We start from the raw sequence: 17,256 nt of genomic DNA, 5'->3' as shown, positions 1-17,256 counted from the left end.
GGTCAACCGATCGCTAAAATATTTCTTAACTGATCGGCATTAGCCCAAATGGCCCGTTTTTATTAGCTATAACAAGGTGATTATTTCACCCCAAGCTCACGCAATAGTTCATCTGCGCCGTCTACTTTTTCCATTTGCCAAAGCATGAAGCGAGAATCCACTTGAATAGAGCGAGTATTGTCTAGATTGAAATCCCAATCAGAAATAATCGAATCAAGCGTTCCATCAAAGGCGAGACCAACTAATTCTGCTTTATCGTTTAATACCGCAGAGCCTGAGTTACCGCCAGTAATATCAAGGGTTGCTAGGTAATTCACCGGTACCGAGTCTAAGCTCTTGACATAGTAATCACCGTAGTCTTTTGCCTTAATCTTGTCTAATTGCGCTTGTGGCGCATTAAACTCGCCCTCACCGGTAGCTTTATCGGCAATCCCACGTAAGGTAGTGAAGGCAGTCCACGCAGTACCATCATGAGTTCCATGGTCACGTCCTGTCACATTACCGTAGGTGACCCGCAAGGTGTTGTTCGCATCTGGATAAACAGCTTTACCTTGCGCCTTCATAAAGGCGATTTTTGCTTTCATGTAGTTTGCGTAAGCTTGCTGAACCTTACCTGCGTGCTCTTCGGCTTCTGCTTCTTGCTCACGGTCGTAATCCCACATAGCTACAGCCGCTTTAATGAAAGGATCTGAGCTCTGCGCAAACTGCTCAGGACTTTGCTCTAACAAGGCAGCCCGAGCCTTACCATCAGTAAACAAGGTACTGGCATACCAGCTGTCGATTAAGGCATGTAAATCGTTGGTGCTCATATTATCAGTAATGCCCATAGCGGCATCAAACTGAGCATCGCGCTCGGTCTTAGGTAGCGCAACGTAACGCGCTAAAAAGTGCTTATCTAAGGCTTTTTCAACGCTCACATCAAAACTACGATCTAAGCCTGCAACGAAGGCACGGTAGCGTGGTAAATCACGCTCTTGGAATCCGGCTTTACGTTCCGCATTAGGCTTGGTTTGCTCGTTACTCAAACGATACAGAGCTTTGGCCATACCCAATAAACGTGGTGTAGCCACATCTAACGTATAACTCTTGCGACCTTCGTCCTGGGCCTTTTTCAAAAGAGCTTCAATGGCCTCTAAATCAGCGGCATAAGCAGCACGATTCTTCTTATTGCTATTAACCCACTCTTTTAACGCTGTATGCTCAGCTTGCTTGCGCTCTAATAAATCGCTTTCTGCATAGCTATCGAGCATGCCTTGACGGTTCTTCATGTAGTTATTCAAACCCGCCACACGGCTTGCGTATTTCAGTTCAGCGTCTTTGTTGTCCGCAGTTTGCTCAGCAATGATGTCTAACGTTTCTTTAAAGCGACTAACCGTATTCGGGTAGCTCCATTCAAAGGTATCTAGCACTTCAGATGGCAGACGATGACGGTTAGTGCGGCCTGGATAGCCTAATGCCATCACGAAGTCGCCTTCTTGCAGTGGCTTTTTAGCTAACTTGATATGAAATTCTGGCTGATAAGGCACGTTATCTTCTGAATATTCAGCTGATTTACCTTCAGGGCTAACATAAGCACGATAGAAGCTGTAATCACCAGTGTGGCGCGGCCACATCCAGTTGTCAGTATCGCCACCAAATTTGCCCACCCCTTCGGCTGGAGCATGAACTAAGCGTACATCTTTAATTTCTAATTGCTTAATGAGATAAAACTCTAAACCACCGTAGTAAGAAGCGACCGTACAGCGGTGTCCTTCGTCAGCTTCACAGGCTGCTACTAAAGCTTTTTGGTTGGCCTCAATGGCATTAATACGAGCTTGACCAGTAAGCTTAGCCGTAGCTTTATCAATGATTTTATCGGTGACATTGTCAACGGCTTTGGTCACATAAATACGGCTACCAGGAGCTGCCGCTACTTCGTCACTAAGAGCTTTAGCTAAGAAACCATTAGCCAGCAGATCGTTTTCTGGAGTTGAGTTGTAAGCAATGCTGTTATAAACACAGTGGTGGTTAGTCGCCACTAACCCTTGCGGGCTCACAAAAGATGCTGAACAACCGCCCAAACTTACGATAGCTCCCATCGGGAACTCAGTCAGCTGAGTGAGCTCTTTCGGGTTTAGCTTTAAGCCAGCTGCTTTTAACTGCTTAGCGATGTCAGGTAGTTGTTGCGGCATCCACATGCCTTCGTCAGCTAGCGCCGGAGCACTTAACAATGCTAACGCAATAAGTGTTTTTTTCATGATATTGCTGCCATGTCTCTTGGTCTGTTGAAGTTGATATTTAATAAATAAGCCAGCTTGGCCTATCAATTAAATATGTAGTTAGTTAAGTCTTCTTAAATAAAGCTAAATTATCAGCTATAGGTTTCCCAATCATTCGCTGCTAGCGCGTCAAAGTCAATTATGAAATGTAACCAAGATTGTCGCAGCAGCCTTAATATCGACTCAGTCACAGGTTTATCTCAAGGTGATTGACGATTGCCTGTATTTAATCAATACTTAGGATATGTTCAAATCAAACTTTCGCATAATGAGCACCACGCTCACCTTTCCTAAGTTGGCCGGACGCAAGCAGCGCCCGGCACGAACTCGACTGTCCTTTTCGTAATATATTCGCAAGATAGTTTCATAGCTTAGTTATTTAACCCTTTCGTAGTTGATTAATACAAACATAGACACTGTTACATCTTAACTTGTTAGCTTCTAACAAGATTTTTTAAGCTGTCAGTTGGAGTAGATCATGCAAAACAAACCAGACATTATTTTAAGTGCGGCCGATGTCGCGACCATTGAACGGTATATAGAAAAAATGCCACACGCCAACGAGCAAGTGTTAGCGCTAGAAAACGAGTTAGCTCGCGCTAAAGTGGTGAAGCATCAAGATTTGCCCAGCGATGTCATCGCCATGGGTTCGCGCGTTACTTTTAGAATTGCAGAGTTGAACAAAGAGTTTTCCAAAACGCTGTGTTATCCAGAGCAGCTAGCCAATCATGAGGATGGAATTTCGATTTTCGCACCCGTTGGCAGTGCACTGATAGGTTTACGCGTGGGGCAAAGTATTGATTGGCCGCTCAATGGGAGCGTCCGTCATGTGGAGATCATTGCCGTCAGCCCTGCCCCTGTTGCGGCTTAACAAGATACTGTAAATCCAAATGAAAAAGGCGCCGGAGTTATCCTCAGGCGCCTTTTAAAGTTGTCGTTAACTGAATCCGCAGTAGCGCTTAAGCGCGGCGACGGAAACCTGCCATTAACAGGGCAACTAAACCAAACCACAGTGGGAACGAGCTGCTAGTAGTAGCATGATCGATGTTCACATGCTCTTCTTCTGGCGTTTCCGCACCTGGATCTTCTATGTCTGGGTCAGTACCGCCATCGTCATCTGGGTTAGACTCAACCGTGGTAAAGGCAACGATAACTGGATCGTGGTCAGAGCTACGATACGGGTCTTCGTTATAGTATTGAGTATCTAATGGGATATCTTTGTACTCAAGGTTGTAGTCGAATACCTTAGGTTCGTCAACATTGATGTGCCAAGCTTGAGCTGCAACAACTTTCGCAGTCATAGCTTCTGAACCGAACGCGTGCTCTAGACTACCTGACTCATCACGATACCAGTAAGTATAAGTAGCTTGACCTTCTTCTGCAAAGGCTGCCTTCAGGTTAGTAAAGCCACCTTCAACCATTGCAGTGATTGGGTCTTCCATGGTGTAAGCATTCATGTCGCCCATCACGATAACGTCTTCGTCAGTACGTCCAGTTGGGTGACCTGCTAACCACTCTTGTAACTTCTCTACTGCCGCTACGCGAGTCGCATTCCAGCAACCTTGGCCATCGCCAGTGTCTTTGTCACCATCAGCAGCGCTGCTGCTACAGCTTCCTTTAGAGCGTAAGTGCGCTACTACGAAAGTAAATTCATCTTCGTTCACTAAGTCTTTAAAGGTTTGTGCTACTGGAGGACGGCTACCGTAATCAAACGGTACCTGGGTGGTGAATACGCCAGTACCGGTTTCAGCAACACGGTCTGTACGGTAAATAATAGCGTTAGTAATAGCATCGCCACCGATAATACCTGAGCCGCCAACGTTAACGAAGGCCCACTCAGAGTCACCAGCGTCGTTAAGTGCTGCAACTAACTGCACCAACATGCTGTTTTCACCATTACCGTCATTTTCTAACTCAATTAAACCAACCACATCGGCTTGTAAGCCCAGGATGGCAGCAACTGCTTTAGGTAATTGACGATCGTATTCAAGAATATTGTTCGCGCCACGCTCGGTCGGGAAGCCACCGCCTTGGCCGTCACCGTTAAACAAGTTCAACAGGTTGAAGACAGCCACGCGCACGTCACCCATTTCTGCTGCTGCCGGAGCAGTAGTACGTGGGTTGACATCAACAAATTGTAAATCTTGAGTTGGTAACAAACGATACTCGTCAAACGAGTAGTGCATGATACCTTGTGGATTGGTGATTTCTGTACCTAAACGCAAGGTGTTATCGGCACTTAAACCGCCTGGAGGGAAAGGCACGTCGGTAGCATTAGTTACGCTGCGAGCGTCATCAATGCGGAACACACGCGCAGCTTTGGCAGCAGCGACCGCTTTAGCTGGTTCACCAGGTGCGGCAATTTCAGTAGGTGTCATAAGGCGCTCATCGGCCACTTTAAATTCACCGTACTGGCCTAATTGGTCGGTACCAGTCACTACTACTGGGTGTTGCACTTGTACCAACATACCTTCAAAACGCTCAAACTCGTCGCGTGAAGTAAGTGGCAGTTCTAATGCAGCTGGAGTCACATCTTGGCCTTCCGCACAAACAACCATGTTGCTGATGTTTGATAATTGAGTGCCATTAAAGTATTCAGCTACTTCACCTTGTATCCGTACTAATTGACCCGCAACTGGAGCATAAGTATCGGTTGGTGAATAAACGAAAATACCTTCTGAGCTGTTTGGATCATCGTCTTGATGAGCATCTTCTTCTTGCAAGAAGAAACCGTTTAACGGACGCTCGCCTGACTTATAAACACCAGTCACAACCGCTTCTACGATAACAATTTGGCCCACTAAAGGTGAGGCACCAGTAGCTTCAGATAAAGCGTTGCCTTGAATAGCTGAAATACGGTGGGCGCTGTCGCCACACACACCAAACTCAGTTGGTTCTGGCTCCGGCTCTGGCTCTGGCTCTGGATCGCTACCAGCATAACCAGCATGCGAACCTAAACCGTCAAAAGTATCCTGAGCAAAGGCATCCCATTCGACCGCTGGGTCAAAGGCATCTTCAAAGTTGCTATCACCAGTCATCACCGCATCTTTACGGCGCAAGGTCATATTTACTGTACTAACGTCACCGCTTTCCCACGCTGTGCCTGGGTCTTCACCTAATTTGCCGAAGCTATCAACAATCACGTCGCCTTTAACCAACGCCCAACCGTCATCACCGTTGTGGTTAATGTCTGTGGTTTCGATATCAGCATAACCTTTCAAGGTAGCGTTGGCTGATGAATGTACTAAAACGTAAGTTGATTTAGCTGCGAGAGTGCCGCTTAACGCAATGTTTGTTGGGCTGGTGCCACCATTAGAAAAACGCTGTAAAGCATACTGACTTAAGTCAACGGTAGCATCTGTGGTGTTAAAAAGTTCAATCGCTTTATTGTTCGAAGAACCTTCGATATATTCAGAAATGATAATGTCTGCACTAGCTGCGCTACTGGCCAAAAGCGCCGTAAGTGCAAGAGCAATATTGTGACGTTTCATAGTCTAATCTCTTGTTGTTGTGTAAGCCTAGAGTGTAGGGTCTTGTACTATAACCCAGAACGATTAACATTTTAATGACTTTTTGTGACAAACGGGTGACAAGATTGCAGATTAATGACGCTATAAAGTTAAAAAGAGTGTATGACGCGGCTCAGAGCGACGATGGTAAACGAGTGTTAGCTGATCGACTTTGGCCACGGGGCCTTAGCAAAACTAAAGCTCAGATTGATCTTTGGTGCCAGGCGGTTTGCCCCTCAACCAAGCTACGACAGCAATACCATCGTGGTGAATTAAGCTATGCTGAATTCGTACCTGCCTATCAAGCCGAATTAGCAGAGTTAGATCAACCCTTATTGGAACTCATGCGCATGATTCGGCAAGGGCCTATTACTTTGCTCAGTGCTGTTAAAGACCTGCAGCAATCCCACCTGCCGGTGTTGCAACATGAGCTAATTCAGCGTTTACATGCCGAAGATGTAGCAGCTAGCGATGAACCAAGCTCCCCCGTTTGCTACGGTAAGCAATTTAATCATTGGGATTAACAGCCGCAGCGCATCCTGCTAAGCTCAAGCAATTCAAAAAGCTGGCTATGAGCCATTTATGGACTACCCACATAGGTAGGCATCCACACTATTACTGCTGGAGCATGCTGTGACGACTGATTTTATTGAAGTGTATGATAACGCGCTATCTGCTGAGTTTTGCCAAAACTTTATTGACACTTTTGAGCAGAGCCCGCACCTCACGACCGGTCGCACTGGCGGTGGGGTGGATACCAACAAGAAAATCAGTGAAGACCTCTATCTTAACCAACATCAAGAGTACGCCGCACCACTGGCCACCATCTGTGATGTCACGACTCGTTATGCGCTCGAGTATTTCAAAAAATATCACTTTGCGTTGATTGCGCCGGTAGGTCTCCAAGTTCGCCACCCTAGCACCGGTGAACCGGTTCATCTAACCCACGAAAATTTTAATGAAGTTGCGGCCGGACAAGAGTTGGCCTTTATGCAGTTGCTGTATCGACTAGGCCCAATTCAAGCGCAAAAGTACGCGCAAGGGCGCGGCAATTATAATTACTGGCATTGTGAGGTTTTTCCAGAAAAGAACAGTACCGAAGCGCTGCATCGCACCTTGTTATTCATGTTTTATTTGAATGATGTAGAACAAGGCGGAAGCACCGATTTTTATTACCAGCAACGCTCTATCCAACCCAAACAGGGACGGATGGTGATAGCCCCCGGATACTTTACACATACCCACCGCGGCACTGTGCCTGTTTCTAATGATAAATACATTCTCACCAGTTGGATTTTATTGAATCAGGGCAACCGTATTTTTCCTTAACGGTTGCCCACAGGCGTGATTAAGTGTTAAGCACTTGACCATCGCTGTCTAACACAGTGACTGCAACATCAATACCACTGCGTACGCTCTGAGTAACCACACAGAAATCTTCAAACTGTTCCAGCACCCGCTCCAGTTTGTCGATACTGGCAGCTGGTTGCCCCAAATGTAGCTCTACCGCTAAGTTAGTGATGCGCCAACGACCATCAACTCGTTCTGGATCGCCACTTACACGCGCCCAAACTTGGCCTGGGTCACCTTTAAACTTGCGAATAGCAAACATTAAACTCGCCGCTAGACAGTTCGCCACAGCAGTGGCTAACAACTGACTTGGACCTGGCCCCTCACCATGCCCAACGGGCTCATGCTCATCCGTTACCATCTGCCCAAACTCACCGAAGTCAATTTCAAACTTGTAGTTCTCGATTAACTGAAGTTTTATATCAATTGCTGGATTTGCCATGCCGTACTCCTATTTTTCTGCAATAATAGTGCGTCGTAACTAATACCCCTTCGTGCAAGGAGAATGATTCATGAAGAATCCGTTGTATATTCCCTATGCAGGCCCCAACCTGTTAGAAACCCCATTGCTCAACAAGGGGAGTGCTTTTACACGCGACGAGCGTGCCGCCTTTAATCTAACCGGGCTACTGCCGCCACGATACGAAACGATTGAAGAACAAGTAAAGCGTTGTTACCTGCAGTATTCAAGTTTTGATACCGCCATCAACAAACATATTTATTTGCGGGCCATTCAAGATAATAACGAAACTCTTTTCTACCGCTTGCTCACCGATAATCTCGAAGAGATGATGCCGATTATCTACACCCCTACTGTAGGTGATGCATGTGAACAATTCTCTGATATTTATCGTTCTTCGCGCGGATTATTTATCTCTTACGAAGAACAAGATCAAATGGACGACATTTTACGCAATGCCACCAAACGTAAAGTTAAGGTGATTGTGGTTACCGATGGCGAGCGGATTCTCGGCTTAGGTGACCAAGGCATTGGCGGCATGGGTATTCCCATTGGTAAATTAAGTTTGTACACCGCCTGTGGTGGTATCAGCCCGGCCTATACCTTGCCAGTTTGTTTAGATGTGGGTACCAACAACGAAAAGCTCCTAAACGATCCTATGTACATGGGCGCTCGGCATAAGCGTATTGACCAAGCTGACTACGACGCTTTCATTGAACGCTTCATGCATGCCGTGAAGCGACGTTGGCCTGAAGCCATGATCCAGTTTGAAGATTTTGCCCAACCCAATGCTATGCCTATTTTGCGTAAGTACCGCAACGAAGTCTGCTGCTTTAACGACGATATTCAGGGTACGGCTGCAGTCACTGTTGGTACTTTGTTGGCGGCCTGTAAAGCTAAAAACGTGCGCCTACGTGATCAAAAAGTGGCCTTTGTGGGGGCGGGTTCTGCCGGGTGTGGTATCGCTGAGCAAATCATTCAGCAAATGGTTGCCGAAGGCCTTACTGATGCCCAAGCGCGCCAGCAAATCTTTATGGTCGACCGGTTTGGTCTATTAACCGAAGGTATGGCCGATTTACGCGACTTTCAGCAGGCCCTAGCGCAGCCGCTTAACCAATTACAAGACTGGCAACATAGCGGTGATTACGCCTCCTTGTTGGATGTGATGCATTGTGCCCAACCTGGCATTTTGATTGGCGTATCGGGTCAACCGGGGCTGTTTACTGAGCAGGTGATTCGTGCCATGCAGCAATACACTGAGCAGCCAATTATTTTTCCGCTGTCTAATCCATCCCGACAGATCGAGGCACATCCAGCCCATGTCATTGAATGGACTGACGGACAAGCTATTATTGCCACCGGTAGCCCGTTCGACCCAGTCACTTATAAAGGCCAGCAGTACCCTATAGCCCAGTGTAACAACAGCTATATTTTCCCGGGGATTGGTCTCGGTGTGTTGGCGGTGAAAGCTCGCATCATCAGTGATGAGATGCTAATGGCCGCCAGTAATACGCTGGCAGCTCATTCACCAAGGGTTACCGGCGAGGGTGATTGCCTATTACCTGGCTTAACTGCCATTGCCCAATTAAGCAAGGCAATAGCTTTTGCGGTTGCTAAAGTGGCCCAAGCGCAAGGCTTAGCCTTAGAGATCAGCGACGAGCAACTGCAGCAGAAAATTGATGCCAATTTCTGGACCCCGCAATACCGTCAATATAAACGTGTAAGTATTTAATGAATACGCTGGCATCGTTACCATAATCTTTGTATCTTCAAAGGCATCTATTAGCTGGAGAAGATACATGCGACGGCTGGGGCGATGCCTTTTTTTTAGTTTGCTGTGCGGTGTTGGGCTGGGGTGCTCAAGCACAGCTGCGCAAGCAGCAGAGCAAGCCAAACAGGTGGAGCAAACAGAACAAGCCGAGCAGACCGAGCAAGCCGACGACACAGCCTTGGTTGATAAATTTCGCGAAGGTTTAACCTACTCAGTCAACGCCTCTGCGCGTTGGCTAGACTCGTTTTTTACCGATGAAATCAACCCAGCGGATTACAACACCGCCAGTGGTAGCCTGACGCTAATCCCAGAGTGGGATGAATACGATGGCTTTTCGATTGATTCTAGTTTTCGCGCTAAAGTGGTTTTCCCTCATGCCAAACGTCGTTTTTCTGCCATTATCGGACGTGGTGACTTCGATGATTTTATTAACGATACCCAACAAACACGCCCCTCGGTGATTCGGCGTGACCAAGCCGACGAAGAATGGATGCTTGGGCTTGGCTTTGATCCCTATATTGAAGACCATCACAGCTTATCTTTTGGCGCTGGTATCCGCGGCGGAATTAATCTAGACCCCTACGTAAGAGCACGCTATCGTTACGAAACCATTGCCGATGAAAATACCGAATACCGACTGCAATCCGTTGCTTTTTGGCGCGATAGTGATGGTTTTGGCGTAGCACAAACCGTCACTGTTGATACCGCGCTCACAGACCGATGGTTCAACAAGGCGTGGGTACGCGGCACCTTTGCCGAACGCACTGAAGGCGTACGTTGGCATGCGTCAGAAAAAATCTATTACATGTACCACCACGAGCGCGCCATCGGCGCTGAAATTTGGTGGTATGGCGAAACCAGACATCAAGTTCCACTGCAAGATGTCGGGCTACGCGCCATCCACCGCAGTCGCTACTCACGCGATTGGCTGTATTTTCAAACTTGGGTAGGTGTCCATTGGCCGCGCGAAGTTGTTATCGAAACACGACAGCCACGCTGGCTAGTTGGCTTTGAAATCGAGATGCTATTTGGTAACTAAAACACGACGAGGTTTTTAATGATTTTTCAGCAAGCCATCATGAGTCCATTGGGGCCGCTTATCATTACCAGCCGTAGAGACTTGAATGAGCGCAACATCAAGGGTGTTGGTGAAGCCATAACCGCTATTGATTTTGTTGCTGAACCCGATGCTTTAGCCGCACCCAGTGCCCTCACCGAACAAGCGGCAAAGCAACTAGAGGCCTATTTTGCCGGACAATTAACCCAGTTTGACCTACCGTTAGCTGCGGCTGGCACTGCGTTTCAGCAACAAGTGTGGCAAGCTCTGTGTACCATTCCCTCTGGCACTACCGTCAGCTATCAAACCATCGCAAACAGTATCGCCAAGCCCAAAGCGGTACGAGCTGTCGGCATGGCGAATAGCCGTAACCCCATTGCGATAGTAATTCCATGTCATCGGGTGATCGGTGCCAACGGAACCCTTACGGGTTACGCTGGCGGCCTAGATAAAAAAGAAGCTTTATTACGTTTGGAAGGAAGTTGGTAATGCGCGCTAGGAGTGCGGATAGATCTCAACCATTTTTCGCAGCTGCTTGGCTATCTCAACACGCAGTTGTTTAGGCTCCAGTACCTCTGCATAGGGACCACAACTTAAGACCCAACTGATTAACTCTTTTGAAAGAGGCAACTGCGCCGTTAACAAAATTGACTCACCATTTTCTTCGATTTTCTGATTCGGCAACAACGGCTGCGATTTCAGAAAATGTCGTAAACATGGCTGACATTTTAGTTTGACGGTCTGCACCGCAAAATTGCTTTTACCATCAGACGGAATAGACAACAGCGGCAATAAAGGCGCATCTTGCACAATACTCCATCCATACGGTCGTGAGCGTTCATCTGCAACTAGCGGGAAAACTTCTGACAACTCAACTAAATTGCGTTGCACGGTACGAACGCTGACATCAATCCCATGCGTGACGAGCTTATCACATAGCGAACTCACATCTATCTTTTGAGGCTGCCGCGGAATATGCCGCAACAACATCAAATATCGCATCACTCTCTGCACAGACATACTCCTTGTCTCAACTACTTATTGTTTTTTTTTACTTTTGTAGCTTACCGCCAATATGCGTCATATCATGACGCATGCAATCCACCCTGTAAAGATAAAGCAAAAAGTTACTATGCTACATTGTATAGTCAAGCTTAATCCGCTTAACTTATGTGCTAGAATGCCTTTCTGGTTGTTATGGCATTGACCTCAACTTAGCGGAGAATACTTATGCGACATATTCTGATGATGATCTTAGCTGCGGCTAGCTTAGCTCTGTTGGCTCAACCAGCTCATGGACAAAGTAGCGAACAAAGCAAGGAACAAAGCAAACAAACGGCAGAACAGGCACGCGAAGAACTGAAAGCCAAACGCGACGCCCTACGTGAAAAAATGAAAGCCGAAAAAGAAGCTCTAAAAGAGCAACGCACCACCGAGCGTGAAGCGCTGCTCAAAGATAAAGAGAAAAAGAAAGACGATAACGGTAAGAAAAAAGACGATAATGGCCGCTATTAAGCGGCCATTGTTTATTTATCTTTTAACCGCTCTACACCCATAAACTTAAGTGCAATTCGCTCATATACCGGCTCACTAGTACCTCGTTTAACTTTAAACATAAAGTATTTCTCAAAGGCTATTTTGGCTAAATGAACCCATTTACCTGAGCCCGTCCAATTACGATTACGTGGTGGATTTTGCGGTACTGCCAAAAATGCCGCACCGGTATTCCCCATATCTGCCAAGCACAAAGCACTCAGCGTAGGAATTGAGTCCACCTGCTTACCCTCTACTAGCGCACAAATATTATGCACAATAGCGGTCGTCATTGATTCAATCATGAGGCCAGTTTTAGGCGCCCCAACCGGCACTGGTGTGGTTTCAATAGGGGCCAAGGCAACACAGACACCGGCTGCAAAAATATTGTTATACGTAGGAGAACGTTGATATTTGTCAGTGATCACAAAGCCTTTCGGGTTGCAAAGGTCAGGTACTGCAGCAACGGCCTCCGAACCTCTAAAGGGCGGTAAAAACATCGAATGAGCAAACTCAAGCTGCTGGCTTGCTACTACCTCAGCTTTGGTATCGAGTTCATCAAAATGCACTACACCGTCAGTGAGCTTGGTGATCTTGGCGTTGCAAATCCAGCGAATGCCATGCTCGCGGAACTTATGCTCCATCAGTCCTTTTGAGTCACCGACACCGCCTAAGCCCATATGCCCAATGTAAGGCTCTGGCGTCACAAAGGTAATTGGCACTTGGTCACGGATTTTGCGTTTACGCAATTCGTATTCCAACGACAACACATACTCGTACGCAGGACCGAAACAACTGGCTCCAGGCAGAGCTCCGATCACCACTGGGCCTGGATTTGAATAAAGACGCTTAACATCTTCATGCGCTTTCACTGCATGATCCACCGTACAAATAGACTGACTAAAGCCCTCTGGACCACTGCCTTCCACAGCTTCAAATGCCAGCCGCGGACCACTACAAATCACTAAATAATCAAAAGCTCGATGGCTACCATCACCCAAAGTTAACTGATTATTCGCAGCATCGATAGCAGCTACGCCAGCAGGAGAAAAGGCCACCCCCCGCTTGGTCAGGTACTTAGCAATTGGCATCACCACGTCATCGCGCGTTCGCGTAACTCAAAAGCAACGGACACCCCACCTAAACCAGCACCTATCACGATCACATTAGCCATCTCGAATCTCCTGCTGCTTTCTTGCTTTTGTATTTCGCAATTAACTAAAATATGATTCAAGATAGGTCATTAGTCAAACTTTTACGCTCCATTCTGATAAGTATTTTTAGATCTCGGCTTGAATTTACTAGAGGTATAACCTGATTCCAGCAAATTTATGGTATAAATACACCCTGACTTTCTTTAAGGACTTGGCGTTATGCATATGGAACACCCAACCACACTGCCAAATTTGCCAGGCATGTTTTTTCGTTCACTATTTACCGTGGCGCGAAAAGACGATGTAGCCGCAGATGCTTTTCAAATAAGTGATGTGTTTCAAGCTCCAGGTTTTACTAATGAGCGCTTGCAGCGCTATCACGAAGCCTTTGCCGGATTCAGTAATGAGGTGCCGTTAACCTTAATGTACTGTTTGGCACAGCGCGTACACTTAGCGCAAATGCTAGGTGAACAGTTCCCTTGGCCAGCACCTGGGCTAGTGCACGTGAGTAACGCTCTAGAACAACATCAAGCGGTGGCAACAAATACCGACTTTATTATGAAAGCAAGCATCGCTATTCCTGCGCGTGGACCCAAAGTGTCGCCGCGCCGTTTACGCCCGCTATTTACCGTTGAGTTCTGGCAAGACGAACAATTGGTCGTCACCTGTACCAGCGAATATCAAGTGATGCCGAAATCATCAGCAAAAGCTCCGTCTCGCGACAAGAAAGCTGCCGAAGCGCCCAGTGAACCCTGGCAAGCTTTGTCGGAATGGCAATTAAATGAAGCGAGTGGGCGCCAATACGCGCGCTTATCAGGTGACTTTAACCCGATTCATCTACATCCGTTAGTCTCGCGCTGGTTTGGCTTTGAACAACCTATTATTCATGGGATGTATATGGCAGCTCGAGCTCAAGCAGAAATTGAACGTGCCGCTGGTAAAGCCGTGCGTGCCATTGATGTGTCGTTCAAGCGTCCGGTCCCCCTGCCAGCTCGTATTCGTTTGTGGCAACAGTTAGATGAGCAACAGCAGAGTGGTCGTTATCAGATTTGTGGAGCTGAAGACCACCTTCAACGACTTGAAGGTGGCTTTCAGTTTCTTGCTGACTAACCCTGGCTAACGGCTTACTGGCTGCTGCCAGTAAGCTGTAATTCAACCTCAATATGGGCGTCGATATCCGCTTGATGGAAATATAGCGGACGTAGTTGTGGCTCGCTCGAGTAAAGCAAGGTCTGATCAATAAAGTGGTCTGATTCACTGTTTGAACTTTGCGAGTACGATAACAAGCCCTCTGCAACCGGACCTTCATCAGTAAACTCTAAAGCGAACATCCAGCTTGAACCATAAGTAATATGGTAACCACCAGCGGCGGCACTCAAGTCAGATCCTGGCAATAACGGATAGCGATGACGCGGCAATACCGTACCATCGTTACCCATATTGCTGCGGAATACGTTAAAGCCACCTTCAATATTGTGAGCTCCGCCCCATGGCAGCTTCAGGCCAGAAGCGCTGCCATCAGCTAGACTTTTCTCAACAAACTGCACACTGCCCAAGGGCCCATTAATGTCTAACCCTGCGTTAGTAATACGTTGTTGTGCGGCGGCTAATTGCTGCACCACAACCTCGTTAGCAGCTAAGGTATGAGGCGTCGTAAGCGGTAGCTCTGGGTTATAAGGAACCTGCCATTGCGGGTTACGATTAAACTCAAAAGCAAATTCACGGAACACCATGGCACCCACGCTGTCCACATTCATTAAACCGTCCCACTGCGCTAAAGCACCACAAGCCGGAGCTATCACATCCGTCGTTTGAGCATCGCATAAAGCCAGTAAATCGGTCAAAATGGCTTCACCTAAATAGTTGCGGTTACCAATCAAGCGATCCACTAGGTCCGCACGGGTAAACAATCCATTTGCCGAACCACCCTCAGCTAGCATTTTTTGCCCTAAGCGCGAGCGTAACGACTGCTGATTACCGACCGGACCCCACAATGGCGATACCCCAGAAATCGGTGCCTCTGGATTGGTTAACCAAAAACTATCGTTTGAGTTTTGGACAAAATCGGTACGCTCCAATTGCGGTGCTTGCGCAAAAGGCACGGTACCCTGTGGCATAAAGGCACTATCATCACCCGGGAAGATAAATAAGCCCGATTGCTGGGTTAAAGCCTGATACAACGGATGCTGTGACCAAACAGCTAGAGCTTCTGGTGCAATATTAGGTACCGAAGAGCCGTCGCTGAAAAACACATTACCGTCTTTATCCGTCGCCATCGCATTGTTAAATATCGTTCCGGTAAAGTCAGCAAAGGTTTGTTTATATTCAGCAATACTGCTAGCTCGGTTCATCCCAAACCAATGGTCAAACAGTTCATAGTTAGGAAGGTTTGCATCATGCAAGGCATAGGCTGCTACTTGACCGGTCGCATCATTCCCCCATGGCAAGGCATTAGGAACAATAATTAGGGGGCCAAATTCGCTGTAATAACTGGTTTTTCTAAGCGTCATGTAGCTATCAGGGCCATTAGCAACGCGAATTTGGTGAGTTTTGGTGGTCATTTTCACCGGTTCACCGTCTAACAGATAGGTAGTGCCTGTGCTGTCATTGGTATCCAGGGTTAAGCGATGGATGGTAAAGCGTGATGCTGTAGAAAACGTATGGGTCCAAGCTACATCCTCGTTAAAGCCGATGTTGATAATACCTGGCATCCCCGAGAGCGAACCACCAACCACTTTTAAGTGGCCCGGAACCTCAATACCAAACTGCCAAAAACGTTGGTTCCCTGAGTGTGGAAAATGTGGATTAGCAATCAGCATCCCTTGGCCCGAGGCACTAAGATCTTTACCGATAGCCCAACCGTTGGAGCCCGCTTCAGTCGGGTTAGTATCCGGAATGCCTACCGACTGCGGATCAAACTTCAATGGCACCGGCTGGCCTGTGGCAGCATCAGTGACAATACTTTGATTACTAGGTACGGCTAAAAATAACGGCCCGGTGAAATTAGCGGCGCCCGGTAATAAAGCCACACCCTGCGCATAGGTCATTAAATCAATCGGCGTGATCGGCTGCACCCATGGCGCATTTGCGCACGCGGGGTCGATATTAGCTACCCCAGTATCAGCTAAATAGCGGTTGTAGCCGGCGGCATAACCGGTGATCAGTGCTTGGGTTTCTTCGCTAATTTGCTCAAAGCCTACTTCTGCATTTTCGCGAATCCCCAACGTTAAAAAGCCAAAATCTGTCAGAATATTTTCTGAATCACCTGAACCTGGCACCGCATCAGGGCCGTGGTAATAGCCACGTTGAGAATTAAATTTCACCACTTGGTCGGCTAATATACAGATATTATCTTGAGCGAAAGCATAACCTACGCCATAGCCTAAGCTTTCCATATTGTCAGCGCTTACATAAGGTACGCCGTAATCAGTCCATTGAATTTTAGCATCGAGCTGGCCATTCGGCGCGAATGCCACTAAGCCGCTGGGTGCTGGGGGTGGTGTTTCTGGTTCAGGCTGCGTATCCGGTTCGCTATCACCGCATGCCGCAAGAGCTAAAGAGCTACTGAGGACTAGGGTCGCCAGCAGCGACCGTTTGAATTTAGGAGTGTACATAGGTGTACCTTTTGTTCTGTGGTTGTTGTTATGGCGCGTTGATTATTAATCAAACGCTTGTTTAATTATTGTACTTCAGTATTACCCGAAACCTAACCATCACGCAATCACAAAAAGGTCACATAGTGTTTAGTCCGCCGGCTTTCTGCGTAAACTTTTAATATCACCGCGCTGCTTCTTTTTGGCTACACGGCGCTGTTGACTGGCCTTGGTTGGCTTAGTGGCAATCCGCTTTTTGCGGATCACATTGACGCTCGCAACCAGGTCAATAAATTGCTGCAAGGCCTCTTCACGATTCGCTTGCTGACTGCGTGACGCTTGGCACTTGATGATGATTTTGCCACTTTGAGTAATACGGTGGTCGCTTTTCGCCAATAGCCGCTGTTTATAAAAATCAGGTAACGACGAGGCCTGAATATCAAAAATCAGTTGGGCTGCCGTGGAAACTTTATTGACATGTTGCCCGCCTGCTCCACTTGAGCGTACAAACTGCCATTCAAGCTCTTGTTCCGGGATCGATACACGTTGAGAAATCATAATCGCGGCCATA

At 47.3% G+C, this 17,256-nt stretch carries 15 protein-coding genes; 8 read left to right on the top strand and 7 right to left on the bottom strand.

Translation table 11 applies throughout. The features are described from left to right. Positions 1-80: 80 nt before the first annotated feature. Positions 81-2,237 (bottom strand): S46 family peptidase, encoded by a 2,157-nt coding sequence (locus NOG12_RS10630; protein ID WP_313933258.1) that lies wholly within the window; start codon positions 2,235-2,237, stop codon positions 81-83. Between the two features lie 499 nt (positions 2,238-2,736). Here NOG12_RS10630 and rnk point away from each other — a divergent pair, with 499 nt between their 5' ends. Further along, positions 2,737-3,129, top strand: coding sequence for a nucleoside diphosphate kinase regulator (gene rnk / locus NOG12_RS10625; protein ID WP_313933257.1), 393 nt, complete (start codon positions 2,737-2,739; stop codon positions 3,127-3,129). Positions 3,130-3,217: 88 nt separating this feature from the next. Here rnk and NOG12_RS10620 read toward each other — a convergent pair whose 3' ends face one another. After that, positions 3,218-5,749 carry an ExeM/NucH family extracellular endonuclease gene (locus tag NOG12_RS10620; RefSeq protein ID WP_313933256.1) on the bottom strand — a complete coding sequence of 844 codons (2,532 nt, stop codon included), beginning with the start codon at positions 5,747-5,749 and terminating at the stop codon, positions 3,218-3,220. Between the two features lie 104 nt (positions 5,750-5,853). Between NOG12_RS10620 and NOG12_RS10615 the strand changes: the two genes are divergently transcribed. Both NOG12_RS10615 and NOG12_RS10610 read left to right on the top strand, forming a co-directional pair. Then, the gene (locus NOG12_RS10615; RefSeq protein ID WP_313933255.1) at positions 5,854-6,291 is read left to right on the top strand and encodes a DUF488 domain-containing protein; all 438 of its coding nucleotides are present in this window, start codon (positions 5,854-5,856) and stop codon (positions 6,289-6,291) included. A gap of 109 nt (positions 6,292-6,400) precedes the next feature. Beyond that, positions 6,401-7,096 (top strand): 2OG-Fe(II) oxygenase, encoded by a 696-nt coding sequence (locus NOG12_RS10610; protein ID WP_313933254.1) that lies wholly within the window; start codon positions 6,401-6,403, stop codon positions 7,094-7,096. Positions 7,097-7,115: 19 nt separating this feature from the next. Here NOG12_RS10610 and NOG12_RS10605 read toward each other — a convergent pair whose 3' ends face one another. Continuing rightward, positions 7,116-7,559, bottom strand: coding sequence for an OsmC family protein (locus NOG12_RS10605; protein WP_153826879.1), 444 nt, complete (start codon positions 7,557-7,559; stop codon positions 7,116-7,118). A 70-nt stretch (positions 7,560-7,629) separates the two neighbouring features. Here NOG12_RS10605 and NOG12_RS10600 point away from each other — a divergent pair, with 70 nt between their 5' ends. From NOG12_RS10600 to NOG12_RS10590, 3 genes are all read left to right on the top strand, one after another. Further along, the gene (locus NOG12_RS10600) at positions 7,630-9,309 is read left to right on the top strand and encodes an NAD-dependent malic enzyme (protein ID WP_313933253.1); all 1,680 of its coding nucleotides are present in this window, start codon (positions 7,630-7,632) and stop codon (positions 9,307-9,309) included. A gap of 100 nt (positions 9,310-9,409) precedes the next feature. Then, on the top strand, positions 9,410-10,387 hold the full coding sequence (locus NOG12_RS10595; RefSeq protein ID WP_313933252.1) for a hypothetical protein: 978 nt from the start codon (positions 9,410-9,412) through the stop codon (positions 10,385-10,387). 18 nt (positions 10,388-10,405) lie between these two features. Beyond that, positions 10,406-10,894 (top strand): methylated-DNA--[protein]-cysteine S-methyltransferase, encoded by a 489-nt coding sequence (locus NOG12_RS10590; protein ID WP_313933251.1) that lies wholly within the window; start codon positions 10,406-10,408, stop codon positions 10,892-10,894. Positions 10,895-10,900: 6 nt separating this feature from the next. On the opposite strand, the gene NOG12_RS10585 is transcribed toward NOG12_RS10590, so the two are convergent. Continuing rightward, a complete protein-coding gene (locus NOG12_RS10585) occupies positions 10,901-11,419 on the bottom strand; it encodes a WYL domain-containing transcriptional regulator (protein WP_162014575.1) in 519 nt (172 codons plus the stop codon). A 216-nt stretch (positions 11,420-11,635) separates the two neighbouring features. Here NOG12_RS10585 and NOG12_RS10580 point away from each other — a divergent pair, with 216 nt between their 5' ends. Next, positions 11,636-11,920: a hypothetical protein gene (locus tag NOG12_RS10580; RefSeq protein ID WP_313933250.1), complete on the top strand. Its 285-nt coding sequence runs from the start codon at positions 11,636-11,638 to the stop codon at positions 11,918-11,920. Positions 11,921-11,931: 11 nt separating this feature from the next. Here NOG12_RS10580 and NOG12_RS10575 read toward each other — a convergent pair whose 3' ends face one another. Continuing rightward, positions 11,932-13,029, bottom strand: coding sequence for an NAD(P)/FAD-dependent oxidoreductase (locus NOG12_RS10575; RefSeq protein ID WP_313933259.1), 1,098 nt, complete (start codon positions 13,027-13,029; stop codon positions 11,932-11,934). 282 nt (positions 13,030-13,311) lie between these two features. Here NOG12_RS10575 and NOG12_RS10570 point away from each other — a divergent pair, with 282 nt between their 5' ends. Beyond that, a complete protein-coding gene (locus tag NOG12_RS10570) occupies positions 13,312-14,202 on the top strand; it encodes a MaoC family dehydratase (RefSeq protein WP_313933249.1) in 891 nt (296 codons plus the stop codon). A 14-nt stretch (positions 14,203-14,216) separates the two neighbouring features. On the opposite strand, the gene NOG12_RS10565 is transcribed toward NOG12_RS10570, so the two are convergent. Together NOG12_RS10565 and arfB are read right to left on the bottom strand one after the other, a co-directional pair. Further along, the gene (locus NOG12_RS10565) at positions 14,217-16,706 is read right to left on the bottom strand and encodes a penicillin acylase family protein (RefSeq protein WP_313933248.1); all 2,490 of its coding nucleotides are present in this window, start codon (positions 16,704-16,706) and stop codon (positions 14,217-14,219) included. Positions 16,707-16,835: 129 nt separating this feature from the next. Continuing rightward, complete coding sequence (gene arfB / locus NOG12_RS10560) at positions 16,836-17,255, bottom strand: alternative ribosome rescue aminoacyl-tRNA hydrolase ArfB (protein WP_110075498.1); 420 nt, start codon at positions 17,253-17,255, stop codon at positions 16,836-16,838. Position 17,256 lies beyond the last annotated feature (1 nt).

This window comes from Pseudidiomarina fusca (assembly GCF_032227045.1).
Classification (GTDB): Bacteria; Pseudomonadota; Gammaproteobacteria; order Enterobacterales; family Alteromonadaceae; genus Pseudidiomarina; species Pseudidiomarina fusca.
Note: the sequence above shows the minus strand (reverse complement) of the source record. Positions and strands in the feature narration are given on the sequence as shown.